The following is a 25,298-nucleotide window of genomic DNA, read 5'->3' as shown; positions in this document are numbered from 1 at the left end:
TGGATGGAAACATTTCTCAATTGCCTATGTGCCGGACGAGATTCAAAAAGTGATAGGGCGGATTGAAAATAATTTCGATTTACGAAAAAGAGCGCGGTGTTTCGGGCCGGGAGAGCGGGTGTCGGGGAGCGTTTTTACGAGCAATCGAGGGGCGATTGCCGCGATAAAGATCGCGTTTTAAGGCTTGGCCTTGCTCTCGGCCCGCGCCACCAGGGTGACCCACCAGGGCGTGTGCCGCTCGATGGCCACGGGCAGGGTGGGCAGCAGCGCACTCAGGGCCAGGTCGGTGTCGTGCAGCGGGAAGCTGCCGGTGATGCGCAGGTCGGCCACCTCATCGGCCACCCCCAGATGGCCACGGCGATAACGCCCCAGCTCGCTGACCAGGTCCGCCAGGCGCGCGTTGTCCACCACCAGCATGCCGCGGGTCCAGGCGTCGGCGCCGGGGTTCAGGGCCAGCAGCGGGCCGAGGCCGTCGCGGCGCATCAGCACCTGTTGGCCCTCCTTGAGGATCTGTTCGTCCTGGCCGGACTCCGGCCGCGCGGCCACGGCCGATTGCAGCACGCTCAGGCGGGTGCCCTGTTCCTCGCGCTTGACCAGGAAGCGCGTGCCTAGCGCACGCATATGGCCTTCGCGGGTCTCGACGATAAAGGGCCGGGCGTCGTTGTGGCCGGTCTCGACCAGGATCTCGCCTGCCTGCAACACAATGCGCCGCTGTTTTTCGTCGAAACGCACATCCACGGCGCTGTGGGTATTGAGGTTGATCAGCGTGCCGTCGGTCAGGCGCAGGGTGCGCTGCTCGCCGGTGGCGGTGCGCTGGTCGGCGAGCCAGTAATCCAGCTGGCCGTAACGTTCGCCGGCGAACAGGGCCAGGCCCAGTAGCAGGGCGACGCTGGCCAGCCCGCTGCCGAGCTTGCGCACGCGGCGGCGGAGTCTGTCCCGCGATTGCAGCAGGGCGCTGCGGGCCGGGCCGCTGGCGACGCTGAAACGCTGATCGAGCATGCCCAGCTGGCGCCAGGCGCGGGCGTGTTCTTCATCGGCGGCATGCCATTTGGCGAACTCTTCGCGCGCCATCGGGTTGCCCTCGCCGGAGTCCAGCGACAACTGCCAGGCAATCGCCGCGTCCAGTACCCGGGCGGACACCGGTTTGGCGTTGAGCGGGCTCATAGCGGCTCACCGTACAGGGCGACGTAGCACTGGCGAATGCCCTGGGCCAGGTACTGCCTGACCCGCGGCACGGACACGCCGAGGCGTTCGGCGATTTCGGCATGGCCGAGGCCATCGAGGCGGTTATAGAGGAAGGCCGCGCGGGCCTTGCTCGACAGCTTGCCCAGCAGGCGGTCGATGGCCTTGAGGTCTTCGAGGATCGATTGCTGTTCTTCCGGGGAGGGTTGTTCCTCTTCCGGGATCAGCATCAGTTCGGTGAGGTAGGCCTGTTCCAGCGCGGCGCGGCGGAAGTAGTCGAACAGCAGGCCCTTGGCGATGGCCACCAGGAACGCCCGCGGCTCGCGCGGGGCCTTCAGTTCGTCGCGGCCCAGCAGGCGGACGAAGGTGTCCTGGCTCAGGTCCTCGGCCCGTTGTGGGCAGGCCACGTTGCGTCGCAGCCAGGCCAGCAGCCAGCCGCGATGGTCGCGATACAACGCGCCAACGAGGTCACTGTGGGGGCTTTGGGCTGACGACACCTGGGTATCCCAATCGAGAAGTTGAAACTAACGAGAATTATTCGCGATTGTGGCAGGGCGCAAAGAGCCGCGCAATGGGCGCTGGTCGGCGGGGTGTAGCCAATGTTTGCGGGGGGATGCGGGGAACCTGGGCTGTAGCCGCTGTCGCAGATCCGGCAACGCGGTCGGCCAGGCAAATCGCGTTATGCGGATTACGACTGCTGCGCAGTCGATCGCAGGCTGCGCCAGCGGCTACAAGGAGGGCGTTTTCCGGGTCAGAAGGAGTGCGACTGTTGCCGGCGCTTCCATTGGCTGAGCCGCTGTTGCAGGTTCAGCGGGCTGTGGATCTGCTGCTGGCGGGCGCGGCTGAACAGGATCAGCGCCAGTTCGGCGGTGGCCAGGGCGTCGGCGGCGGCATGGTGGCGTTCGCCGGCCTGAAGCTTGAAGTAACCCATCCAGTCATCCAGCCCGGCTTCGCGGATATGCGCCTGGGGGCAGAGCAGCGGGGCCATTTCGGCGACGTCGAGGAACGGATGCTGCAGGCGATAACCCAGGCTGTCCTTCAGGGCCCGACCGAGCATGTGCTGGTCGAACGGCGCATGGAAGGCCAGCAGCGGACTGTCGCCAACGAACTCCATGAGATCCAGCAAGGCCTCCACTGGGTCGCTGCCGGCGGCGATCGCACTTGGGCCGAGGCCATGAATCAGCACGCTGGGGCTGAGCTTGTGGTCGGTACGCTGCAAGGTGCGTTCGAACTGCTGGCCGAAGTCGATGGCGCCGTCTTCGATCACCACCGCGCCAATGGACAGCACCTGGTCGCGGTTGAGGTTGAGCCCGGTGGTTTCCAGGTCCAGTACCACCCAGCGCTGTTCGCGCAGGCTGCATTCGCCCAGCGGCGGGGCTACGGGCAGGCGCTCGCGGCGTTGTTGCTGTTCGGCGCTGAGTGCCGCGCTGGCCGGGCGCAACCAGGCGAACAGGCTCATAGCTGGTACCTCAGCGCCAGGCTGCTTTGCAGGCGCTGGGCCTGGCGCAGCGACTCGCGCAGGATGCGCCGGTCCAGGTGGTTGAGGCTGTCCGGGTCGACGCGGTTGGAGTAGGGCAGGTTCTGCCGGGTCTGCAATTGGTGCTGTTGCATGCGGGTCTGCTGGATGAAGTGATAGGCCTCTTCATACGCGGCGCCGTCGAGGGTTTCGATGACCTCTCTGGCCACCAGCTGGCGCAGGCGTTCCAGGGTGTTGTTGGCGTCGATGCCATTGGCCAGGGCCAGCAGGCGCGCGCCGTCGACAAAGGGGGTGAGGCCCTGGACCTTGAGGTCGAGGGTGGCTTTTTCGCCGTTCTTCCTGGCCAGGACAAATTCGCGGAAACGCCCTACCGGCGGGCGCTGGCGCAGCGCGTTCTCGGCCATCATGCGCTGGAACAGGCGGTTGTCGCCGACCTGGTCGAGGATGCCACGGCGCAGTTGGGCACAGCCTTGCTCGTCGCCCCAGACCACCCGCAGGTCGAAATAGATGCTCGAACCCAGCAGGTTCTCCGGCGTGGCCTCCCGGATGAAGGCGGCGAAGCGCCGTGCCCACTCGGCGCGGGACAGACACAGCTCGGGGTTGCCGGCCATGATGTTGCCCTTGCACAGGGGGAAGCCGCACAGCGCCAGGCTCTGGTTGATCTGCTGCGCCAGGGGCAGCAGCTTGCCGCGGATCTGTGCCGCATGGGCCGCATCGCGGGCTTCGAACAGGATGCCGTTGTCCTGGTCGGTGTGCAGGGTCTGCTCGCGCCGGCCTTCGCTGCCGAAACACAGCCAGCTGAACGGCACGCCGGGGTCGCCCTTGTCGGCCAGGGTCAGTTCGATGACCCGGCACACCGTGTGGTCGTTGAGCAGGGTGATGATGTGGGTGATCTGGGTCGAGGACGCGCCATGGGCCAGCATGCGCTCCACCAGCTGGCCGATCTCGCCGCGGATCGCCACCAGGTTGTCGATGCGTGGCGCGTTGCGGATGGTCCGTGCCAGGTGCACCAGGTCGACCCGTTGCAGGGAAAACAGGTCGCGCTCGGAAACCACGCCGCACAGGCGCTGCTCTTTTACCAGGCAGACATGGGCGATGTGCCGCTCGGTCATGGCGATGGCGGCGTCGAATGCGCTGTGGTCCGGCGACAGGGCGAACGGCGCCTGGGTCATGTGCCGTTCGATGCCCTGGTTGAAGTCGCTGGTGCCGTCGGCCACCACCTGGCGCAGGTCGCGCAGGGTGAAGATGCCGAGCGGCGCCTTGTGTGCATCCACCACCACAATGCTGCCGACCTGCTGCTCGTGCATCAGGCTCACGGCTTCGCGCAGTGGGGTGGATGGGCTGCAGGTCACCGGGTGGCGCATCGCCAGTTCGCCCAGCCGGGTGTTGAGGGAGTACTGGGTGCCGAGGGTTTCCACGGCCTTTTGCTGGACCTGCTGGTTGACCTGGTCCAGCAGGCTGCTGACACCACGCAGGGCGAAATCGCGAAACACCGCGCAGAGGGCGAACAGCTTGATGAAGGCCGGCTTGTTCAATTGCAGGCAGAAGGTGTCCTCGGCCGCCAGGTGTTCGGTGCGGGTGGCGCGCTCGCCCAGCAGTGCGGCGAGGGGGAAACACTCGCCGGCGGTGATCTCGAAGGTGGTTTCGGTGCCGCCTTTGAGGGCGTGCTGGCGCTCGCCGACCACCCGGCCCTGCTTGACGATATAGAAGTGTTCGACCGGTCCGTCGGCGGGCTTGATGATGCTCTCGCCGGGGCCGTAGAAACGCAGTTGGCATTGCTCGACCAGGTACGCCAGGTGAGCGTTTTCCATCTGATTGAAAGGGGGGAACCGCTGGAGAAACTGCATCGTGCCGTGGATGTTCTGCAACACCGCGGTTTTCCCTGCCTGGGTGAAGGCATCCGCTTTACTCATAACCATTACCGCAGTCTTTTTGGATTTGTTGTGGTCGGGTCTTGGGTCATGGTCGGTCCCACGCTGCCGGGTGCCCATTGGACGTAAGTCTAGGTAGCGGGTCTGCACCTGTTAATTCGCTTCAAGCAGGTGTCAAAACCGTGAAAAAAGTACTTATCCGGCCTCTTGGAAAAAAATCCGACGAAGTGCACATTGGAGGCCTGCTTAGCGATGTCTGACCACTGTGCTAGGGGATCGATTTGAATATGTAGAGAACGCCATGTCCGACCACGATATTTTGAGTGATGCCGAGCGCGAGGCGCTGAACGCCGTGATGCTCGAGCCTGATCTGCCGCCCCAGCGCGTGTTGATTGCCGACGATGACAAGGATGCCCGTGAGTTGCTGTCGGAAATTCTGGGGCTGGATGGCATTCGCTGCATGACCGCAGCCAGTGGCAAGGCCGCACTTGAACTGTTGAACTCGAACAAGTCGATCGGACTGCTGATCACCGATCTGCGCATGGCCCCCTGCAACGGCCTGGACCTGATCCGCCAGGTGCGAGAGTCGGAGCGGGCGGCGCTGCCGATCATTATCATTTCCGGGGATGCCGATGTGCGTGACGCCATCGCGGCCATGCACCTGAGCGTGGTGGATTTCCTGCTCAAGCCGATCGACACCGGCAAGCTGCTGGCGCTGGTCAAGCATGAGCTGGGGGTGGTGCGCTAAGTATGTGCCCCACGTCCCCTGTAGGAGCGAGCTTGCTCGCGATAGCTGCCTCGGCCCCAAACAAAAAAGCCCTGATCGTGCGACCAGGGCTTTTTCTTTTACCGCGTTAACGCAGGATCACAGGCCGTTGCGGGCCTTGAACTCGCGACGACGACGATGCAGTACCGGCTCGGTGTAGCCGTTCGGCTGCTTGGTGCCTTCGATCACCAGTTCGACCGCCGCCTGGAAGGCGATGTTGCTGTCGAAGTTCGGGGCCAGCGGACGGTACAGGGTGTCGCCGGCGTTCTGCCGGTCCACCACGGGCGCCATGCGCTTGAGGCTTTCCATGACCTGGGCTTCGGTGACGACGCCATGGCGCAGCCAGTTGGCGATGTGCTGGCTGGAGATGCGCAGGGTAGCGCGGTCTTCCATCAGGCCGACATCGTTGATGTCCGGCACCTTGGAACAGCCGACGCCCTGGTCGATCCAGCGCACCACGTAGCCGAGAATGCCCTGGGCGTTGTTGTCCAGTTCGTTCTTGATCTCTTCGGCCGACCAGTTGGTGTTGCTGGCCAGCGGAATGGTCAGGATGTCGTCCACCGAAGCGCGGGCACGCTTGGCCAGCTCGGCCTGGCGGGCGAACACGTCGACCTTGTGGTAGTGCAGGGCGTGCAGGGCCGCGGCGGTGGGCGAGGGTACCCAGGCGGTGTTGGCGCCGGCCAGCGGATGAGCGATTTTCTGTTCGAGCATGGCGGCCATCAGGTCCGGCATGGCCCACATGCCTTTACCGATCTGCGCGCGACCTTGCAGGCCGGTGCTCAGGCCGATATCGACGTTCCAGTTCTCGTAGGCGCCGATCCACTTGGCGGCCTTCATCTCGGCCTTGCGCACCACGGCGCCGGCTTCCATGGAGGTGTGGATTTCGTCACCGGTGCGGTCGAGGAAGCCGGTGTTGATGAACACCACGCGCTCGCTGGCGGCCTTGATGCAGGCCTTGAGGTTGACCGTGGTGCGGCGTTCCTCGTCCATGATCCCGACTTTCAGGGTGTTGCGCGGCAGTTCCAGCACGTCTTCGATGCGCCCGAACAGCTCGTTGGTGAACGCGGCTTCTTCCGGACCGTGCATCTTCGGCTTCACGATGTACACCGAGCCGGTGCGGCTGTTGGTGCGCGAGGTGTTGCCGTTGAGGTTGTGGATCGCTGCGAGGCTGGTGACCAGGCCGTCGAGGATGCCTTCCGGCACTTCGTTGCCTTGGCTGTCGAGGATCGCGTCGATGGTCATCAGGTGGCCGACGTTACGCACGAACAGCAGCGAACGACCGTGCAGCTTCACACTGCCGCCGTTGGGCGCGGTGTATTCGCGGTCGGCGTTCATGGTGCGGGTGAAGGTCTGGCCGCCCTTGGCCACTTCTTCGGCCAGGTCGCCCTTCATCAGGCCGAGCCAGTTGCGGTAGATCACCACCTTGTCATCGGCGTCGACGGCGGCGACCGAGTCTTCGCAGTCCATGATGGTGGTCAGGGCCGCTTCCATCAGCACGTCTTTTACGCCGGCGGCGTCGGTCTGGCCGACCGGGCTGCTGGCGTCGATCTGGATCTCGAAATGCAGGCCGTTGTGTTTCAGCAGGACCGCGGTCGGGGCCGCGGCATCGCCATGGTAGCCGATCAGCTGGGCGTCGTCGCGCAGGCCGCTGTTGCTGCCACCCTTGAGGGCGACCACCAGCTTGCCGTCGACGATTTTGTAGCCGGTGGAGTCGACATGGGAGCCGGCAGCCAATGGCGCGGCCTCGTCGAGGAAGGCGCGGGCGAAGGCGATGACCTTGTCGCCGCGCACCTTGTTGTAGCCTTTGCCTTTTTCCGCGCCGTCGGCTTCGCTGATGGCGTCGGTGCCATAAAGCGCGTCGTACAGCGAGCCCCAGCGGGCGTTGGAGGCGTTGAGGGCAAAACGGGCATTCATCACCGGGACCACCAGCTGCGGACCGGCCGTGCGGGCGATCTCGTCATCGACGTTTTGCGTCGTGGCCTGGAAGTCCGCCGCTTCTGGCAGCAGATAACCGATGTCTTGCAGGAAGGCTTTGTAGGCGATCGGGTCGTGGGCCTGGGCTTTCTCAGGAGCTCTACGGGATTGGTGCCAGGCATCGATACGCGCCTGGAAATCGTCGCGTTTGGCGAGTAGGGCTTTGTTCTTCGGCGCCAGGTCGTGGATGACCTTGTCGGCGCCGGCCCAGAACTTGTCGGCGGTGAGGCCGGTACCGGGAATGGCTTCGTTGTTCACGAAGTCGAACAGGACTTTGGCGACCTGCAGGCCACCGACTTGAACGTGTTCAGTCATTGCTTGCCTCACTCTGCTCAGCTATTTCGCTTTTCAGCTCTTCAAATTAACAATGAAGCCTCTGGCCATTTAAACCACAAACCCCTCTACCAGTACATGCCATCGCGGGCGGCTGGGATGGTTCCAATCAACGGCTTGAAGCCTTGCTGACAGGGCTTTCAGGGTTGCGACTGCGCCTTGGCAGACATCGATCCAACGTTATGTAGTGCGCGCTGCGGCATACTACATGATGAATTGCGGTTGTGAAAATTAGACTAAATACGTCGTTCCGCGACCCAAGTTCGCGGAGCGGTCACGCTGGGGAACAGGATGTTCTCAAAAAACTATTGAATTGTTCCATATAAATCTAAGGAGTTGTACACGATTTATATTCCGGCAGCGGCAGCGCGCTGTTTTCATGCTTTGCGCCTTGCCTGTAGGCGCAAGGGAAGCGGCAGGACGAGCCTTGCCTATACTTGATTTTCTATAACAAAAGTCCTGACAGAGGGTTGCGCCATGGACCACCTCGTACTCACCGTATTCGCCCCGGACAAGCCCGGACAGGTCGAGCGCATCGCCCAATGCATCGCCGCGCACGGCGGTAACTGGCTGGAGAGCCGCATGTCGCGCATGGCGGGGCAGTTCGCCGGCATCCTGCGGGTCGGTGTGCCGGCGGAGGCCTACGACGAGCTGGTGGACGCCTTGCAGGGCTTGGCGGCCCAGGGCATTCGGGTGCTGATCGCCGAAAGCGGTATCGAACAATCCTGCACCTGGAAGCCGATCTCCATGGAGTTGGTGGGCAACGACCGGCCGGGCATCGTGCGCGACATCACCCGCCTGTTGAGCGAGCAGGGGGTGAACCTGGAGCGACTGGTGACCGAAGTGCGCCCGGCGCCCATGAGCAGCGAGCCGCTGTTCCACGCCGAAGCGATCCTGGCGGTGCCGCTGACCTTGTCCCTCGATGTCCTGCAGTCGCGCCTGGAAACCCTGGCGGATGACTTGATGGTGGAGTTGGTGCTGCGCAGCGAGGTGTGAACCTGAAAGGGCAGGTTATCCAGTTTTAGCGTGCATGCGCCTGTGGATAACCTGTAGAGACTCGCCTCTGGCCCAAGCCGGCCGCGGCTTTTCAAAATCTGATCAAAAAACCAGCAGTTTCAAGGGCTTGTGCACAAACGGCGGGGATCACGCTGTGGATAACCTTGGGAAGGATAGATGCAGGCCACGCCAACCGTGGCCTGCAGAGGTTTGTACGTTTATTGATCAGCTGCGTTTGCGCAGGCTCAACCAGGCATCCACGCTGTACACCGCCAGGCCGGCCCAGATAAACATGAACGCCACCAGGGTGCTCGATGACAGGTGTTCGCCGAACAGCAGTACCGCCTGCAGCAGCACCAGGGTCGGCGCCAGGTACTGCAAGAAGCCCAGGGTGGTGTAGGGCAGGTGACGGGCGGCGGCGTTGAAGCACACCAGCGGCACCAGGGTGACGGGGCCGGCCGCCACCAGCCACCAGGCTTCGGAGCTGGTCCAGAAGGCCGCCTGGGCACTGGTGGCGGTGGGGTTGAGCAAGAGCCAGGCGAAGGCGATCGGCACCAGCATCCAGGTTTCCACCACCAGCCCCGGTAGCGCCTTGACCGGCGCCTGCTTGCGGATCAGCCCGTAGAAACCGAAGGTCAGCGCCAGTACCAGCGAGACCCAGGGCAGGCTGCCGACCTGCCACACCTGCTGCGCCACGCCGACCGCCGCCAGGCCCACCGCCAGCCACTGCAGGCGCCGCAGCCGCTCACCGAGGATCAGCATGCCCAGCAGCACGTTCACCAGCGGGTTGATGTAGTAACCCAGGCTGGCCTCGAGCATGCGCCCGTTATTCACCGACCAGACATAGGTCAGCCAGTTGGCCGCGATCAGGGTGCCGCTCAGGGCCAGGATTGCCAGGCGCTTGGGGTTGTCCCGCAACTCGCGCCACCAGCCGGGATGCTTCCAGACCATCAGCAGCAACGCGCCGAACAGCGCGGACCAGAGCACCCGGTGGATGATGATTTCTACAGCGGGCACGTTGGCGATGGCTTTGAAGTAGATCGGGAACAGGCCCCAGATGATGTAGGCACTCAGGCCCAGGATGTACCCGCGACGCGGGTTGGCGGCTTGCATGCAGAATCCTTGCTTAGGCAGCTAACAAAGGCAGTGATTGTAAGGAGGTTTATCAGGCTGTGTCTTTGTCGGCGTAATCGCGATGACCTGCTTTTCTGATCGATCCGGCGTCTGTAGGAGCGAGGCTTGCCCGCGATAGGTTCGCCACGGTGGGTCTGATGCACCGCGGTGTCTTGATCGCGGGCAAGCCTCGCTCCTACAGATCCGATAAAGGCTGGGGTCAGAACAGCTTCAAGGGTTCTTCGTTGAGCGCCGAAAGTTGTTCGCGCAACGCCAGCACCTGGTCGCCCCAGTAACGCTCGCTGCCGAACCAGGGGAAGCTGCGTGGGAACGCCGGGTCGTCCCAGCGCCGCGCCAGCCAGGCGCTGTAGTGCATCAGGCGCAGGGCGCGCAGCGGTTCGATCAGCGCCAATTCGCGCGGGTCGAAGTCGTGGAACTCGCTGTAGCCATCCATCAGCTCCGACAGCTGGCCCAGGCATTCCTGGCGATCGCCGGCGAGCATCATCCACAGGTCCTGTACCGCCGGGCCCATGCGGCAGTCGTCGAGATCGACGATATGGAACACCTCGTCGCGGCACATCATGTTGCCGGGATGGCAGTCGCCATGCATGCGGATGTTCTGGTGCGGCGTGGCCTGGTAGACCTCTTCCACCCGCTTGAGCAGGTCGCGGGCCACCGACTCATAGGCCGGCAGCAGGCTCTTGGGTACGAAGTCGCCTTCCAGCAGGGTGGTCAGCGAGTCGTGGCCGAAGTTCTTCACCCCCAGCGCTTCGCGATGCTCGAACGGGCGGGTGGCACCGACCGCATGCAGGCGGCCGAGCAATTGCCCCAGGCGATACAACTGGTCGAGGTTGCCGGGTTCCGGCGCCCGGCCGCCACGGCGCGGGAACAGGGTGAAGCGGAAGCCTTGATGCTCGAACAGGCTTTCGCCCTGGTGAATCAGCGGCGCCACCACCGGTACTTCGCATTCGGCGAGTTCGAAGGTGAAGCGGTGCTCTTCGAGAATTGCCTCGTTGGTCCAGCGCTGCGGACGGTAGAACTTGGCGATCAGCGGCTCGCCGTCTTCGATGCCGACCTGGTAGACACGGTTTTCGTAACTGTTGAGTGCCAGGACACGGGCGTCGCTGAGAAAACCGATGCTTTCGACGGCATCGAGGACTAGATCAGGGGTAAGGGTTTCGAACGGGTGAGACATGCTGACTCCTGCGCGCAGCAGGCTGCTGCGTCCGGCCAAGCATGGTAGCGCACGAAGGATGACAGGTGGTGACTGTGAGGTCGCTATCGCGGGCAAGCCTCGCTCCTGCAGGTCGGTGCAGGAGCGAGCTTGCTCGCAAAGCGGTGGATCAGGCGCCGACGATGCCGCCGTCTTCCCGGGTGATCACCATCACCGAGGAACGCGGCTTGCCGTTGGGCAGGTGCTCGGGGAAGGTCGAACCGCCGTTCTCGCCCGGATGCTGGATGCCCACGAACAGGCTGCGCTGATCCGGCGAGAAGGTGATGCCGGTGACTTCGCAACCCACCGGCCCGACCATGAAGCGGCGGATCTCACCGGTGTCCGGGTCGGCGCAGAGCATCTGATTGTTGCCCATGCCGGCGAAGTCGCCGGCGTTGCTGGAGTCGCCGTCGGTGAGGATCCACAACCGGCCGGCCTTGTCGAAACCCAGGCCGTCGGGGCTGTTGAACATGTTCTGCGGGGTGATGTTCGACGAACCGCCTTTCGGCTGGCCGGCATGCACGGCCGGGTTGCCGGCGACCACGAACAGGTCCCAGGTGAAGTCCATCGAACCGTGGTCGCCACGGCCGGTCTGCCAGCGCAGGATCTGCCCGTAGACGTTTTTCTCCCGCGGGTTCGGGCCGCCCACTGGCTGGCCGTCTTCACCGCGTTTGGAGTTGTTGGTCAGGGTGCAGTAGACCTGGCCGTCTTTCGGGCTGACCACGATCCATTCCGGACGGTCCATGCGCGTGGCCTTGACCACGCTGGCCGCCAGGCGGGCATGGATCAGCACTTCGGCCTGGTCGGCAAAACCGCTGCTGGCGTCGATGCCGTTCTTGCCATGGCTCAGCTCGACCCATCTGCCCTTGCCTTTCGGGTGGTCCGGGTTGCCGTCGCCATTGTCGAAGATCGCCACGTACAGGGTGCCGTGATCCAACAGGTCGCGGTTGGCCTTGGGGTTGCGGTGGTTGATGCGGTCGCGGCTGACGAACTTGTAGATGAACTCGCCACGCTCGTCGTCGCCCATGTAGACCACGGCGCGTCCGTCGCGGGTTTCGGCCAGGGCGGCGTTTTCATGCTTGAAGCGGCCCAGGGCGGTGCGCTTGATCGGTTTGGATTGCGGGTCGAACGGGTCGATCTCCACGACCCAGCCGTGACGGTTGAGCTCGTTGGGGTTTTTCGCCAGGTCGAAGCGCGGGTCGAACTGATGCCAGTTGATGTCGCGGCTGCTCGCCGAGGCGCCATAACGTTTCTGTGCGGCATCGAAGGTCTGCTGGGCGTTGCTGCTGCCGAAGCAGTCGGTGAAGTTCTCTTCACAGGTCAGGTAGGTGCCCCATGGCGTCTTGCCGTTGGCGCAGTTCTGGAAGGTGCCGAGGACTTTCCTGCCGCTCTTGTCGGCGCTGGTTTTCATCAGCGCGTGGCCGGCGGCCGGGCCGCTCAGGCGAATCGGCGCGTTGCCGTGGATGCGCCGGTTGTAGCGTGAACCCTGGACGAACTGCCATTGGCCGCTGCGGCGCTGCACTTCGATCACCGACACGCCTTCGCTGGCCAGGGCCTTGCGCACGTCTTCCGCCGACTGCGGCATGCCGCCGTGGGGGTAGAGGTAGCGATAGTTGGTGTATTCGTTGTTGATCGCCATCAGCGCGCGATTTTTGTCGTCCGGGAAGGCGAACAGGCTCATGCCGTCGTTGTTGTCACCGAACTGCACTTCCTGGGCCGCGGCGGTGCCATTGCCGCTCGGGTCGAAGGCCGGGCCGTTCTTCTGCAGGGGCTGGCCCCAGCTGATCAGCACCGAGGACTTGTAGCCCGGCGGCAGGGTGATGGTGTCGCTGGTGGCGGCGGCAATGCCTTCAAAACCCAGCAGCTTGCTGGAACCGGCGCTGACGCTGGCGGCCAGCACGCTGCGGCTCAACAGGTTGCCACCGAGAAACATGGCCGCGCCGCACAGGGCACCGGCGCTGATGAAACCACGGCGGCTGAGGCCGACCATCTTTTCGAGGTCGGTAGGTTGGTCTTCTTCTAGTAGGCTCATCACAGGCTTCCTGCAGGATTTTGCAGCCACCTTAATCAGCGTCGATGACGAACATATTGCAGCGACGAAAGCATTTCGCCGCTTGTGTAGCCGCTGCCGAAGGCTCGCAGGGAGCTTGAGTCAGTCAAGGTCCTGCGGACCTTATCGCAGCCTGCGGCAGCGGCTACAGAGCCGTGATAAGTCTGGTTACAGCGGCGTGCCGAGCAGCACATTGGATGGCGAGAACTGCACCCGCACCGGCTTGCCGGCGCTCAAGCCAAGGTTTCGCAGATGCAGCGGTTCGGCCAGGGCGCAGAGGGTCTGGCCGCTGGGCAGGGCGATGCGGATTTCGCTGGGGCCGTCGTCGGCGTCGAGGATCGCTTCCAGGGTGCCCTGCAGGCAATTGTGTCCGGGTGTTGCAGGCTGATCGATGGCCAGCAGTTCCAGCCAACCAGCCTTGATCAAGGCCACTACTCCGGTGCCGGGTTCCAGTTCCAGATGCAGGGTGCTGTCATGGGTGATCTGCGCCTGGATCACCAGGTCTTCCGCGAGCGCCAGGCGCACCAGGTCGTTGCGCCCTTGCGCTTCGACGGTCTGCACCGTGCCGTGCAACTGGTTGCGGGCGCTGGTCCGGAGCATCAGGCGCCCCAGCAGATCGAGGTCGGCGGCGTCTTCGGCGGCTTCCAGCACCTGGGCCTGCAAGGCCTGCAAACGCTGGTAGAGACGCAGCACCCGCTCGCCTTCGGCGGACAGCCTGGCGCCACCGCCGCCTTTACCGCCGACACTGCGTTCGACCAGGGGTTTTTGCGCCAGGTTGTTCAACTCGTCGATGGCGTCCCAGGCTGCCTTGTAACTCAGGCCGGCGCTTTTCGCGGCACGGGTGATCGAGCCCTGTTCGGCGATGTGCTGTAGCAAGGCAATGCGCTGCGGGCGACGGGCGATGTGCTGGGTCAACAAGGTGGGCAAGGGCATGGCGGAACGCTTTGAACGCTGGGAATGGAAAGGGAGTTTGCGGCTTGAGGGCCGAGAGTCAAGTTCAGTCGGGCTCGCCAGGTTTTGGCGTGCGTGCCAGGCAGTAGACATCGACCCGCCGCGCCCCGGCCGTGAGCAACAGCCGCGCCAGGGCGTGGGCGGTCGCGCCGGTGGTGAGTACGTCGTCCACCAGCGCCAGGTGCCGGCCATGGACCGCCGCCTCGGGCATCAGGGCGAAGGCGTGACGCAGGTTGCGTTGCCGCGCCCTGGCATCCAGGCCTTGTTGCGATGGCGTGTCCTGGGTGCGCAGCAACGAGGTTTCGTCACAGGGGATCTGCAGGATCTCGCCTAGCCAGCGCGCGAGCATCGCCGCCTGGTTATAGCCGCGTTGCCGCAGGCGCTTGCGGGCCAGGGGCACTGGCAGCAGGGCGTCGGGCTGTGGCAGGTCCTCACTGAAACGATGTTGCAGCGATTGCGCGAGAAGTTCGGCCAAAAGTCGGCCAAAGGGCCATTTGCCGTTGTGCTTGAAACGGCTGATCAGGCTGTCGACCGGAAAGCCATAACGCCAGGGCGCCACCACCTGGGCAAAGGCCGGCGGTCGCTTGAGGCACTGGCCGCAGGTCAGGCCGGCCGCGGGCAAGGGCAGGGCGCAGACCTGGCAATGATCGCCGAGCCACGGCAGTTCGGTTTCACAGGCGGTGCAAATGGCTTGGGGCGTGTCGGTCGGCTCGTCGCAGAGTAAACAGGTTTGTTTGTTTTTTAACCAGATGTAAACCGGCCCTTGGTAATGTGGTTGACACTGCATGACGCTTCCTTAAATATGCCCAACATCCGTGTCGCGGCTGTGGGTATTCCCTTCCCGTCGCCGCTTGCCAAGCATAATCAAGGAATCGCCCATGAGCGCCAGCACCACCGCCAATCTGCGTCATGACTGGACTTTGGCTGAAGTCAAAGCCCTCTTCGTCCAGCCGTTCAATGACTTGCTGTTCCAGGCGCAGACGGTGCACCGCGCGCATTTCGACGCCAACCGCGTCCAGGTTTCCACCCTGTTGTCGATCAAGACCGGCGCCTGCCCGGAAGATTGCAAATATTGTCCGCAGTCCGGTCACTACAACACCGGCCTGGAAAAAGAAAAGCTGATGGAAGTGCAGAAGGTCCTCGAAGAGGCTGCGCGCGCCAAGGCCATAGGTTCGACCCGTTTCTGCATGGGCGCGGCCTGGAAACACCCGTCGGCCAAAGACATGCCGTACGTGCTGGAAATGGTCAAGGGCGTGAAAGCCATGGGCCTGGAAACCTGCATGACCCTCGGTCGCCTGGACCAGGACCAGACCGAAGCGCTGGCCAAGGCCGGCCTGGATTACTACAACCACAACCTCGATACCTCGCCGGAGTTCTACGGCAGCATCATCACCACCCGCACCTACAGCGAGCGCCTGCAGACCCTGGCCTACGTGCGCGATGCCGGGATGAAAATCTGCTCCGGCGGCATCCTCGGCATGGGCGAGTCCCTCGATGACCGCGCCGGCCTGCTGATCCAGCTGGCCAACCTGCCGGAGCATCCGGAATCGGTGCCGATCAACATGCTGGTGAAAGTGGCCGGCACGCCGCTGGAAAACTCCGAAGATGTCGACCCGTTCGACTTCATCCGCATGCTTGCCGTGGCCCGCATCCTGATGCCGAAATCCCATGTGCGCCTGTCCGCCGGCCGCGAAGCGATGAACGAGCAGATGCAGGCCCTGGCATTCTTCGCCGGCGCCAACTCGATCTTCTACGGCGAGAAACTGCTGACCACCGCCAACCCGCAGGCCGACAAGGACATGCAACTGTTCGCGCGCCTGGGCATCCAGCCGGAAGCCCGCGAAGAACACGCCGACGAGGTGCACCAGGCCGCCATCGAGCAGGCGCTGGTGGAACAGAAGAGCAGCGAGCAGTTCTACAACGCTGCCGTCTGATCTGCTGCCTCTGTAGGAGCGAGGCTTGCCCGCGAATGGTTCACCGCGTGAGCCAGGGACACAGAGGTGTCTGGATCGCGGGCAAGCCTCGCTCCTACAAGGATGATGTTTCTTTTCTTGCCTGCGAGGCCTGCATGTCTTTCGATCTCCGCGCGCGTCTCGCTGCCCGTCGTGCCGAAAACCTCTACCGTCAGCGCCCACTGCTGGAAAGCCCGCAAGGGCCGCAAGTGGTGGTCGACGGCCAGCCATTGCTGGCGTTCTGCAACAACGATTACCTGGGGCTGGCCAATCATCCGCAAGTGATCGAAGCCTGGCGCGCCGGTGCGTCCCGCTGGGGCGTGGGCGGTGGCGCCTCGCACCTGGTGATCGGCCACAGCACGCCCCACCACCAGTTGGAAGAAGCCCTGGCCGAGTTCACCGGCCGCCCGCGAGCACTGCTGTTCACCACCGGTTACATGGCCAATCTCGGCGCGGTCACCGCGCTGGTGGGGCAGGGCGACACGGTGCTGGAAGACCGCCTCAACCACGCTTCGTTGCTGGACGCCGGCCTGCTCTCCGGCGCGCGCTTCAACCGTTATTTGCACAATGATGCCGAGAGCCTGGCCAAGCGCCTGGAGAAAGCCACCGGCAATACCCTGGTGGTCACCGATGGCGTGTTCAGCATGGACGGCGACCTGGCCGACCTGCCGGCCCTGGCTCGTGAAACCCGGGCCAAGGGCGCCTGGTTGATGGTCGACGACGCCCATGGGTTCGGGCCGCTGGGGGCCAATGGCGCAGGGATAGTCGAGCACTTCGGCTTGAGCCAGGAAGATGTGCCGGTCCTGGTGGGTACTCTCGGCAAGGCGTTCGGCACCGCCGGCGCCTTTGTCGCCGGCAGCGAGGAGCTGATCGAAAGCCTGATCCAGTTCGCCCGTCCTTATATCTACACCACCAGCCAGCCGCCGGCCCTGGCCTGCGCCACCCTGAAAAGCCTGGAGTTGCTGCGCAGCGAGCACTGGCGGCGTGAGCACCTGAACGCGCTGATCCGCCAGTTCCGCCTGGGCGCCGAGCAGATCGGACTGACCCTGATGGACAGCTTCACGCCGATCCAGCCGATCCTGATCGGCGACAGCGCGCGGGCGATTCGCCTGTCACAAATGCTGCGCGAGCGCGGCCTGATGGTCACCGCGATTCGTCCACCGACCGTGCCCGCGGGGAGCGCCCGCCTGCGGGTGACCCTGTCCGCCGCCCACAGTGAGGCTCAGGTCCAGCTATTGTTGAATGCACTGGCGGATTGTTTTAGCGAACCAGGACCGGAGCCAAGCCATGCGTGATCGACTGATTCTGCTGCCCGGTTGGGGCCTCGGCGTATCGCCGCTGGAGCCCTTGGCGGCGGCTCTGCAGGGGCTGGACGAACACCTGCGGGTCGAGATCGAACCGTTGCCGGAGCTGGAGTCCAGCGACCTGAATGAGTGGCTCGACGAACTGGACGCCAGCGTGCCGGACAACGCCTGGCTCGGTGGCTGGTCGCTGGGTGGCATGCTGGCTTCCGAGCTGGCGGCGCGTCGTGGCGAGCGCTGCTGCGGTTTGTTGACCCTGGCCAGCAACCCCAGTTTTGTGGCTCACGCTGAGTGGGCGAGTGCGATGCCGGGGGAGACCTTCGACGGGTTTCTGGCCGGCTGCAACGCCGACCCGCGCACCACCCTCAAGCGCTTCAGTTTGCTCTGCGCCCAGGGCGCCGAAGATCCACGCGGCCTGTCGCGCCTGCTGTCGGGCGGCGCGCCGCATACCTCGGGCGCGGTGTTGATGGCCGGCCTGGAATTGTTGGCGCAGTTGGACACTCGCCATGCTCTGCAGGCGTTTCGTGGGCCGCAGTTGCATCTGTTTGCAGGGCTTGACGGACTGGTGCCGGCCGAAGCCGCGGGCGAATTGCTGGCGTTGTTGCCCGATGTCGAAGTTGGTCTGATTGAACAGGCCAGCCACGCGTTTCTTCTGGAGGATCCCCACGGTGTGGCGGGGGCGATCCAGGCTTTTTTGCATGAGTCCGGCGATGACTGATCTGTCCCTTCCCAAGCCCCCCGGCAGCTTGCCCGACAAGCGCCAGGTGGCGGCTTCCTTTTCCCGCGCGGCGTCCAGTTACGACAGCGTGGCGCAACTGCAGCGCGACGTCGGTCACGCGTTGCTGAGCCGCCTACCGCAAGATCGCGAGTCTGGCCGCTGGCTGGACATGGGCTGCGGCACCGGTTATTTCAGCCGCCTGCTGGGCGAGCGCTTCCCGGCCAGCGAAGGGCTGGCGCTGGACATCGCCGAAGGCATGCTCGAGCACGCCCGTCCGCTGGGCGGGGCGCAGTATTTCATTGCCGGCGATGCCGAGCGTTTGCCGTTGCAGGGGCAGAGTTGCGAGCTGATTTTCTCCAGCCTGGCAGTGCAGTGGTGCGCGGACTTCCGTTCGGTCCTCAGCGAGGCGCATCGAGTGCTGAAGCCGGGCGGCGTGCTGGCCTTTGCCAGCTTGTGCGTCGGTACGCTGTATGAATTGCGCGACAGTTGGCGTCAGGTCGACGGCATGGTGCATGTCAACCGCTTCCGTGAGTTCAGCACCTATCAACAGCTGTGTGCGGCGAGTGGCTTGCAGGTGCTGAGCCTGGAAACCCGTCCGCATGTGCTGCACTACCCTGATGTGCGCAGCCTGACCCATGAGTTGAAGGCTCTGGGGGCGCACAACCTCAACCCTGGACGGCCCGGCGGGCTGACAGGGCGGGCGCGGATCAAGGGCCTGATCGACGCCTACGAACAGTTCCGTCAAGCGCAGGGATTGCCCGCGACCTACCAGGTGGTCTACGCCGTATTGGAGAAGCCGCTATGAGCCGAGCCTATTTCGTTACCGGAACAGACACCGATGTTGGCAAGACCACCGTCGCCGCCGGCTTGCTGCATGCTGCGCGGCTCTCGGGGCTGAGCACGGCGGCCGGGAAGCCGGTGGCTTCGGGCTGCGAGCTGACCCCCAAGGGGCTGCGCAACGCCGATGCACTGGCCTTGCTGGCCGAGTGCTCGTTGCCGTTGACCTACGACGAGGTCAATCCACTGGCCTTTGAACCGGCCATCGCTCCCCATCTGGCGGCCCGCGAGGCTGGCGTGGCGTTGACTGTGCAGGCCTTGCTGGCGCCCATGCGCCAGGTGCTGGCCAAAGGCGCGGACTTCACCCTGATCGAAGGGGCCGGCGGCTGGCGTGTGCCGCTGGCCGACCAGGACAACCTGTCCGACCTGGCCATGGCCTTGGATCTGCCGGTGATCCTGGTGGTGGGCGTGCGCCTGGGCTGTATCAACCATGCCCTGCTGACGGCCGAAGCGATTGCCCAGGACGGTTTGCAGCTGGCGGGTTGGGTGGCCAATATCATCGAGCCGAAGACTTCGCGGCTCGAGGAGAACCTCGCCACGCTGGCGGAGCGCCTGCCCGCGCCTTGTCTGGGGCGGGTCCCGAGATTGAAGGCGATCAGCGCCGAAGCGGTGGCCGAGCATCTGCAACTGGACCTGCTTGACTAGATTTTGCCTATGGTAAGGCACTGTGCCATTAGTGTTTTTGACGGGTCTTTTCCTGGCGTGTCTGCTTCAATAGCCGCTGTTCATTCCTTGCAGGGTCGAGTTCTCCCATGGAAATTTCCGGGAATACCGCTTTCTACGCCGGCCTGAGTACCGTGCAGACCGGGCAGAACCGTGTCGATCAGGCGGCCAGCCAGATCGCCAGCACGACCATCGAGCGTTCTGTCACCAGTCAGTCTTCCGAAGTCCAGGTCGAGCGCCTGCGATCCGTCGACCGCAGCCAGCAATCGGACCTGGCCAGCAACATGGTCGAGATGTCCATGGGCAAGATCCAGGCGGAGCTGGGCGTGAAAGTCGCCAAGGCCGCCGATGAAGTGCTCGGTACGCTGATCGACACCTACGCTTGACCCTCCCTCGGTAGCCCTGGCCGTTTTTGCGGGCAGGGTGGCCCGCGCAAGAACACCCTGCACATCCCCTTCTGCCGTCTTGCTGGCCTGCCAGCTCCTACACTCAATTTAGCTTCCGAATATTTCACGGCATTCGCTGTGGACCTTGGCGTGCAAGGCCTGCAGGGGATCGATGACGAACGGTGTTTGCGTGGTGCTTGACAAGGTTTGGGCGTAAACGTATGTTTCAAACAACTGTTTGACCGCCACAATAAATCAACGCGGTTGTTCATTCCCGGTTACATCAGCAGAGGTTTATCGCTATGCCTGACTACAAGGCCCCCTTGCGTGATATTCGCTTCGTTCGTGACGAGCTGCTCGGCTATGAAGCGCACTATCAGAGCCTGCCGGCTTGCCAGGACGCTACTCCAGACATGGTTGACGCCATCCTCGAGGAAGGCGCGAAGTTTTGTGAGCAGGTACTGGCTCCTCTGAATCGTGTGGGTGACCTGGAAGGCTGCACCTGGAGCGAGTCCGGCGTTAAGACCCCGACGGGCTTCAAAGAGGCTTACAAGCAATTCGTCGAAGGCGGCTGGCCAAGCCTGGCTCACGATGTCGAGCATGGCGGTCAAGGCCTGCCGGAGTCCCTGGGCCTGGCTGTCAGTGAAATGGTCGGCGAAGCCAACTGGTCGTGGGGCATGTACCCAGGCCTGTCCCATGGCGCGATGAACACCATCTCCGAGCACGGCACGCCTGAGCAGCAAGAGGCTTACCTGACCAAGCTGGTATCCGGCGAGTGGACCGGCACCATGTGCCTGACCGAACCGCACTGCGGCACCGACCTGGGCATGCTGCGCACCAAGGCCGAACCTCAGGCCGACGGTTCCTACAAAGTCACCGGCACCAAGATCTTCATCTCGGCCGGTGAGCACGACATGGCTGACAACATCGTCCATATCGTTCTGGCCCGCCTGCCGGATGCACCGGCTGGCACCAAAGGCATTTCGCTGTTCATCGTGCCGAAGTTCCTGCCGAACGCCGATGGCTCCGTCGGCCAGCGCAACGCCGTGAGCTGTGGTTCCCTGGAACACAAGATGGGTATCCACGGCAACGCCACCTGCGTGATGAACTTCGACGCGGCCACCGGTTTCCTGATCGGCCCGGCGAACAAAGGCCTGAACTGCATGTTCACCTTCATGAACACCGCTCGCCTGGGTACCGCGCTGCAAGGCCTGGCCCACGCCGAGATCGGTTTCCAGGGTGGCCTGAAATACGCTCGCGATCGTCTGCAAATGCGTTCCCTGACTGGCCCGAAAGCGCCGGACAAGGCCGCCGACCCGATCATCGTGCACCCTGACGTACGTCGCATGCTGTTGACCATGAAGGCTTTCGCCGAAGGCAACCGTGCCATGGTCTACTTCACCGCCAAGCAGGTCGACATCGTCAAATACGGCGTGGATGAAGAAGAGAAGAAGAAAGCCGATGCACTGCTGGCTTTCATGACGCCGATCGCCAAAGCCTTCATGACCGAAGTTGGCTTCGAAGCCGCCAACCACGGTGTGCAGATCTACGGTGGCCACGGCTTCATCGCCGAGTGGGGCATGGAGCAGAACGTTCGCGACAGCCGCATTTCCATGCTGTACGAAGGCACCACCGGTATCCAGGCGCTGGACCTGCTGGGCCGTAAAGTGCTGATGACCCAAGGCGAAGCCCTGAAAGGCTTCACCAAGATCGTCCACAAGTTCTGCCAGAGCAACGAAGGCAACGAATCGGTCAAAGAGTTCGTCGCACCGCTGGCTGCGCTGAACAAGGAATGGGGCGAGCTGACCATGAAGGTCGGTATGGCAGCCATGAAAGACCGTGAAGAAGTTGGTGCCGCGTCCGTGGACTACCTGATGTACTCCGGTTATGCCTGCCTGGCTTACTTCTGGGCCGACATGGCGCGCCTGGCTGCCGAGAAGCTGGCTGCCGGTACCACCGAAGAGGCGTTCTACACCGCCAAGCTGCAGACTGCGCGCTTCTACTTCCAGCGCATCCTGCCACGTACCCGCACTCATGTTGCGGCCATGCTGTCGGGTGCCAACAACCTGATGGACATGAAAGAAGAAGATTTCGGCCTGGCTTACTAAGCCTTACCGAGGTTCATTCAGAAGCCGCTTCTCCTTCGGGAGAAGCGGCTTTTTTGTGCGCGGAATGAATCTGAAAATAATCCGACTAAAACGTTAAGAAGAAGCCGATCCCTGCCGTTACAGAGGTGGCAATGTGACATGTGTCACATTTGTGCTGTTTAACTATGCCAGGTGAAGGCATAGTGCCATCAACTGTTTAGTCGCGTCGGAGCTTTACCTTGCCGCGTTCTTCTGCTGTACGTTTCAGCCATTTTCTTCCGTCATTGTTACTCCTGCTTGCGGGGCTTGCGGCCGCCTACGTCAAGGATCTCAACGTCTTCTTCACCTCGCTGTTCAACGTCCTGCCGACCCTGGTGCTGTTGCTCGGCGGCGCCTACTGCGCGGTGTATCGACGCCAGCGTGAACTGTTCCTGATGGTCACGGTGTACATCGCCTATTTCCTGCTCGATACCCAGACCGACTATTACCGCGACAACGGCAAGGTGCGCGAGGATGCGGCCGTGGTGTTCCACTTGGTCTGCCTGCTGCTGCCGCTGCTGTTCGGTCTGTTCGCGGCCTGGCAGGAGCGCACCCACCTGTTCCAGGACATGGTGGCGCGCTTTGCCGTATTGCTTGCCTTTGGCAGTGTGGCGCTCGGCCTGGAGCAGAGTTATCCCCAGGCGCTGCTGACCTGGCTGGCGGAAATCCGTTGGCCGGCCCTGCATGGCGCCTGGATGAGCCTGATCCAGTTGTCGTACCCGGTGTTTCTCGCCGCCTTCCTGTTGCTGGCGATCCAGTACTGGCGCAACCCGCGCCCGCTGCATGCGGCGCAGTTGGTGGGGCTGCTGGGCCTGTTCTGGATGCTGCCCAAGACCTTCATCCTGCCCTTTACCCTGAACATCATGTGCAGCCAGGTGATGTTGATGATCGCCGCAGCCGTTGCCCACGAGGCGTATCAGATGGCGTTCCGCGACGAGCTGACCGGCTTGCCGGGCCGCCGCGCCTTGAACGAGCGCATGCAGCGCCTGGGCCGCAACTATGTGCTGGCGATGAGCGATGTCGATCACTTCAAGAAATTCAACGACACCCATGGCCACGACGTGGGCGACCAAGTATTGCGCCTGGTGGCCAGCAAGCTGTCGAAAGTCAGTGGCGGCGGTCGCGCCTACCGTTATGGCGGCGAGGAGTTTGCGGTGGTGTTCGCTGGCAAGACCCTCGAGGAATGCATGCCGCACCTGGAGGTCATTCGCGAGACCATCGCCAACTACAACATCCAGTTGCGCAATCAGGAGAACCGCCCGCAGGACGACCAGCAGGGTCGTCAGCGCCGTGGCGCGGCCGCGGCGTCCAGCGTGTCGGTGACCGTCAGTATCGGTGTCGCCGAGCGGCAGATGGAGCACCGCTCGCCGGAAGAGGTGCTCAAGTCCGCCGACCAGGCGTTGTACAGCGCCAAGGGCGCGGGGCGTAACTGCGTCATGGCCTTCGGTCAGAACCGCCGTGGCGCGGTGCGCATGGACACCGCTGCGGGTTGAGTGATAGCGGCGCATTCAGCGTCTGGACTGTGATTGGCAGGTCGGATGAGCGGCAGTAGGTTGGATCGATCTGCTGCCGGAGAAACCACCATGCCCGAGTACAAAGCTCCCCTGCGCGACATGCGCTTTTTGATCGACCACGTCTTCGACTTTCACTCCAGCTATGCGGCTCTGGGGGCCAGCGATGCCAGCCCGGACATGGTGGCCGCGATCCTCGAAGAAGGGGCGAAGTTCTGTGAAAACGTACTGGCGCCGCTGAACCGCTCCGGCGACGAAGAAGGCTGCCATTTCGACAATGGCGTGGTCACCACGCCCAAAGGCTTCAAGCAGGCTTTCGCCCAGTATGTGGAAGGCGGCTGGCACGGCCTGGCAGCGGACCCGAGCTACGGTGGCCAGGGCCTGCCGCATTCACTGGGGTTGGTGATCAGCGAGATGGTCGGCTCCAGCAACACTTCCTGGGGCATGTACCCGGGCCTGACTCACGGTGCCATGTCGGCGATTCATGCCCACGGCAGTGAAGAACAAAAGCAGACCTACCTGAGTAAGCTCACCGCCGGCCAATGGACCGGCACCATGTGCCTGACCGAAGCCCACTGCGGCACTGACCTGGGCATCATCAAGACCCGCGCTGTGCCCCAGGCCGACGGCAGCTATGCGGTCTCCGGCAGCAAGATTTTCATCTCGGCCGGCGAGCACGACATGAGTGAAAACATCATCCATCTGGTGCTGGCCAAGCTGCCCGATGCGCCGGCGGGCACCAAGGGTATTTCGCTGTTCATCGTGCCCAAGTTCCTGCCCAACGCCGACGGCGAGGCGGGCGAGCGCAATGCTGTGAGCTGCGGCTCCATCGAGCACAAGATGGGCATCAAGGCCTCGGCCACCTGCGTGCTGAACTTCGATGGAGCCAAGGGATTCCTGATCGGTGAGGCCAACAAGGGCCTGAACTGCATGTTCACCATGATGAACCACGCGCGCCTCGGTACCGGGATGCAGGGGCTGTGCCTGGGCGAGGCAAGCTTCCAGGGCGCAATCAAATACGCCAACGACCGTCTGCAGATGCGCTCCCTGACCGGGCCGAAGGCGCCGGACAAGGCCGCCGACCCGATCATCGTCCACCCCGATGTGCGGCGCATGCTGCTGACCATGAAAGCCTTCAACGAAGGCAATCGTGCCCTGGCCTATTTCACCGCGCAGTTGCTGGATGTGGCGCACCTGGCCGCCGATGAGACCCAGCGCCAGGATGCCGAGAACCTGTTGGCCTTCCTGACGCCGATCTGCAAGGCCTTCATGACTGAAACCGGGCTGGAAGTGACCAACCACGGCATGCAGGTGTTTGGCGGGCATGGCTTCATCCGCGAATGGGGCATGGAGCAACTGGTGCGCGATTGTCGCATCGCCCCGATCTATGAAGGCACCAACGGTATCCAGGCCCTGGATCTGCTGGGGCGCAAGGTGCTCGGCAGCCAGGGCAAGCTGCTGATGGGCTTCACCAAGATCGTCCATAAGTTCTGTGCGGCCAATGCCGAGCATCCACAGCTCAAGGGGCATGTGGCGCAGCTCAATGGGCTCAACCAGCAATGGGGCGCGCTGACCACCAAGGTCGGGATGGCGGCGATGAAGAACCCCGATGAGGTCGGGGCCGCGGCGCTGGATTACTTGATGTACAGCGGTTACATCATCCTCGCCTATCTGTGGCTGCGCATGGCGCTGGTGGCCCAGGCCCGGCTCGATGCTGGTGAAGAGGATGCCGATTATTGCCAGGCCAAGCTGGCGACCTGCGAGTTCTACTTCAAGCGCCTGCTGCCGCGCACGGCGTCCCATCAAGCAGCGATCGAGGCGGGCAGTGATTGCCTGATGAAGCTGCCGGCGGAGCTGTTTTCGCTCTAGGTTTCCATG

Annotated in this window: 21 protein-coding genes; 11 read left to right on the top strand and 10 right to left on the bottom strand. The window is 63.4% G+C overall.

All coding sequences use genetic code 11. The features are described 5' to 3' along the window. Window positions 1–177 precede the first annotated feature (177 nt). The 4 genes from J4D28_RS16455 to J4D28_RS16440 all read right to left on the bottom strand — a co-directional run bounded on the left by J4D28_RS16455 (window position 178) and on the right by J4D28_RS16440 (window position 4,578). Window positions 178–1,164 carry a FecR domain-containing protein gene (locus J4D28_RS16455; protein WP_038636292.1) on the bottom strand — a complete coding sequence of 329 codons (987 nt, stop codon included), beginning with the start codon at window positions 1,162–1,164 and terminating at the stop codon, window positions 178–180. Next, window positions 1,161–1,679: an RNA polymerase sigma factor gene (locus J4D28_RS16450; protein WP_016704087.1), complete on the bottom strand. Its 519-nt coding sequence runs from the start codon at window positions 1,677–1,679 to the stop codon at window positions 1,161–1,163. Before J4D28_RS16450 ends, J4D28_RS16455 begins: the two co-directional genes overlap by 4 nt. A gap of 254 nt (window positions 1,680–1,933) precedes the next feature. After that, a complete protein-coding gene (locus tag J4D28_RS16445) occupies window positions 1,934–2,641 on the bottom strand; it encodes a PolC-type DNA polymerase III (RefSeq protein WP_103331280.1) in 708 nt (235 codons plus the stop codon). After that, a complete protein-coding gene (locus J4D28_RS16440) occupies window positions 2,638–4,578 on the bottom strand; it encodes a DUF294 nucleotidyltransferase-like domain-containing protein (protein WP_103331279.1) in 1,941 nt (646 codons plus the stop codon). Before J4D28_RS16440 ends, J4D28_RS16445 begins: the two co-directional genes overlap by 4 nt. A 253-nt stretch (window positions 4,579–4,831) precedes the next feature. Here J4D28_RS16440 and J4D28_RS16435 point away from each other — a divergent pair, with 253 nt between their 5' ends. Further along, window positions 4,832–5,278 (top strand): response regulator, encoded by a 447-nt coding sequence (locus J4D28_RS16435; protein WP_009045922.1) that lies wholly within the window; start codon window positions 4,832–4,834, stop codon window positions 5,276–5,278. Between the two features lie 117 nt (window positions 5,279–5,395). On the opposite strand, the gene J4D28_RS16430 is transcribed toward J4D28_RS16435, so the two are convergent. Further along, window positions 5,396–7,585, bottom strand: coding sequence for a malate synthase G (locus tag J4D28_RS16430; RefSeq protein ID WP_009051204.1), 2,190 nt, complete (start codon window positions 7,583–7,585; stop codon window positions 5,396–5,398). 495 nt (window positions 7,586–8,080) lie between these two features. On the opposite strand from J4D28_RS16430, the gene J4D28_RS16425 reads away from it, so the two are divergent. Further along, entirely contained in the window at window positions 8,081–8,599 is a 519-nt protein-coding gene (locus J4D28_RS16425) for a glycine cleavage system protein R (protein WP_009051203.1), read from the top strand. Between the two features lie 225 nt (window positions 8,600–8,824). Here the strand turns inward: J4D28_RS16425 and rarD are convergent, their stop codons facing one another. The 5 genes from rarD to J4D28_RS16400 all read right to left on the bottom strand — a co-directional run bounded on the left by rarD (window position 8,825) and on the right by J4D28_RS16400 (window position 14,713). Then, window positions 8,825–9,712, bottom strand: coding sequence for an EamA family transporter RarD (rarD, locus tag J4D28_RS16420; RefSeq protein WP_103331278.1), 888 nt, complete (start codon window positions 9,710–9,712; stop codon window positions 8,825–8,827). A 220-nt stretch (window positions 9,713–9,932) separates the two neighbouring features. Then, on the bottom strand, window positions 9,933–10,907 hold the full coding sequence (locus J4D28_RS16415; RefSeq protein ID WP_009051201.1) for a serine/threonine protein kinase: 975 nt from the start codon (window positions 10,905–10,907) through the stop codon (window positions 9,933–9,935). A gap of 148 nt (window positions 10,908–11,055) precedes the next feature. Next, window positions 11,056–12,957 (bottom strand): PhoX family phosphatase, encoded by a 1,902-nt coding sequence (locus J4D28_RS16410; protein WP_009051200.1) that lies wholly within the window; start codon window positions 12,955–12,957, stop codon window positions 11,056–11,058. Window positions 12,958–13,143: 186 nt separating this feature from the next. Then, window positions 13,144–13,908 (bottom strand): TOBE domain-containing protein, encoded by a 765-nt coding sequence (locus J4D28_RS16405; protein WP_103331277.1) that lies wholly within the window; start codon window positions 13,906–13,908, stop codon window positions 13,144–13,146. 64 nt (window positions 13,909–13,972) lie between these two features. Next, window positions 13,973–14,713 (bottom strand): ComF family protein, encoded by a 741-nt coding sequence (locus J4D28_RS16400; RefSeq protein ID WP_016704084.1) that lies wholly within the window; start codon window positions 14,711–14,713, stop codon window positions 13,973–13,975. Window positions 14,714–14,804: 91 nt separating this feature from the next. On the opposite strand from J4D28_RS16400, the gene bioB reads away from it, so the two are divergent. The 9 genes from bioB to J4D28_RS16355 all read left to right on the top strand — a co-directional run bounded on the left by bioB (window position 14,805) and on the right by J4D28_RS16355 (window position 25,289). Continuing rightward, window positions 14,805–15,860 (top strand): biotin synthase BioB, encoded by a 1,056-nt coding sequence (gene bioB, locus J4D28_RS16395; RefSeq protein ID WP_007926062.1) that lies wholly within the window; start codon window positions 14,805–14,807, stop codon window positions 15,858–15,860. A 134-nt stretch (window positions 15,861–15,994) separates the two neighbouring features. Then, on the top strand, window positions 15,995–17,173 hold the full coding sequence (gene bioF, locus J4D28_RS16390; RefSeq protein WP_041984821.1) for an 8-amino-7-oxononanoate synthase: 1,179 nt from the start codon (window positions 15,995–15,997) through the stop codon (window positions 17,171–17,173). Then, on the top strand, window positions 17,166–17,897 hold the full coding sequence (locus J4D28_RS16385; protein WP_009051196.1) for an alpha/beta fold hydrolase: 732 nt from the start codon (window positions 17,166–17,168) through the stop codon (window positions 17,895–17,897). The genes bioF and J4D28_RS16385 overlap by 8 nt, the downstream gene beginning before the upstream one ends. Next, the gene (bioC, locus tag J4D28_RS16380; RefSeq protein ID WP_103331276.1) at window positions 17,890–18,702 is read left to right on the top strand and encodes a malonyl-ACP O-methyltransferase BioC; all 813 of its coding nucleotides are present in this window, start codon (window positions 17,890–17,892) and stop codon (window positions 18,700–18,702) included. Before J4D28_RS16385 ends, bioC begins: the two co-directional genes overlap by 8 nt. After that, window positions 18,699–19,379 (top strand): dethiobiotin synthase, encoded by a 681-nt coding sequence (bioD, locus tag J4D28_RS16375; protein WP_016704081.1) that lies wholly within the window; start codon window positions 18,699–18,701, stop codon window positions 19,377–19,379. Before bioC ends, bioD begins: the two co-directional genes overlap by 4 nt. Window positions 19,380–19,486: 107 nt before the next feature. Beyond that, complete coding sequence (locus J4D28_RS16370; protein ID WP_009051193.1) at window positions 19,487–19,783, top strand: hypothetical protein; 297 nt, start codon at window positions 19,487–19,489, stop codon at window positions 19,781–19,783. Window positions 19,784–20,085: 302 nt separating this feature from the next. Next, window positions 20,086–21,891, top strand: a complete 1,806-nt coding sequence (locus J4D28_RS16365; RefSeq protein WP_009051192.1) for a phenylacyl-CoA dehydrogenase — start codon at window positions 20,086–20,088, stop codon at window positions 21,889–21,891. Between the two features lie 218 nt (window positions 21,892–22,109). Beyond that, window positions 22,110–23,402, top strand: a complete 1,293-nt coding sequence (locus J4D28_RS16360; protein WP_009051191.1) for a GGDEF domain-containing protein — start codon at window positions 22,110–22,112, stop codon at window positions 23,400–23,402. 90 nt (window positions 23,403–23,492) lie between these two features. After that, window positions 23,493–25,289 carry an acyl-CoA dehydrogenase C-terminal domain-containing protein gene (locus J4D28_RS16355; RefSeq protein ID WP_103331275.1) on the top strand — a complete coding sequence of 599 codons (1,797 nt, stop codon included), beginning with the start codon at window positions 23,493–23,495 and terminating at the stop codon, window positions 25,287–25,289. Window positions 25,290–25,298 lie beyond the last annotated feature (9 nt).

It is taken from the genome of Pseudomonas sp. GW531-T4 (assembly GCF_017349615.1).
GTDB lineage: Bacteria > Pseudomonadota > Gammaproteobacteria > Pseudomonadales > Pseudomonadaceae > Aquipseudomonas > Aquipseudomonas chlororaphis_I.
This window is presented reverse-complemented; position numbering and strand designations above follow the sequence as displayed.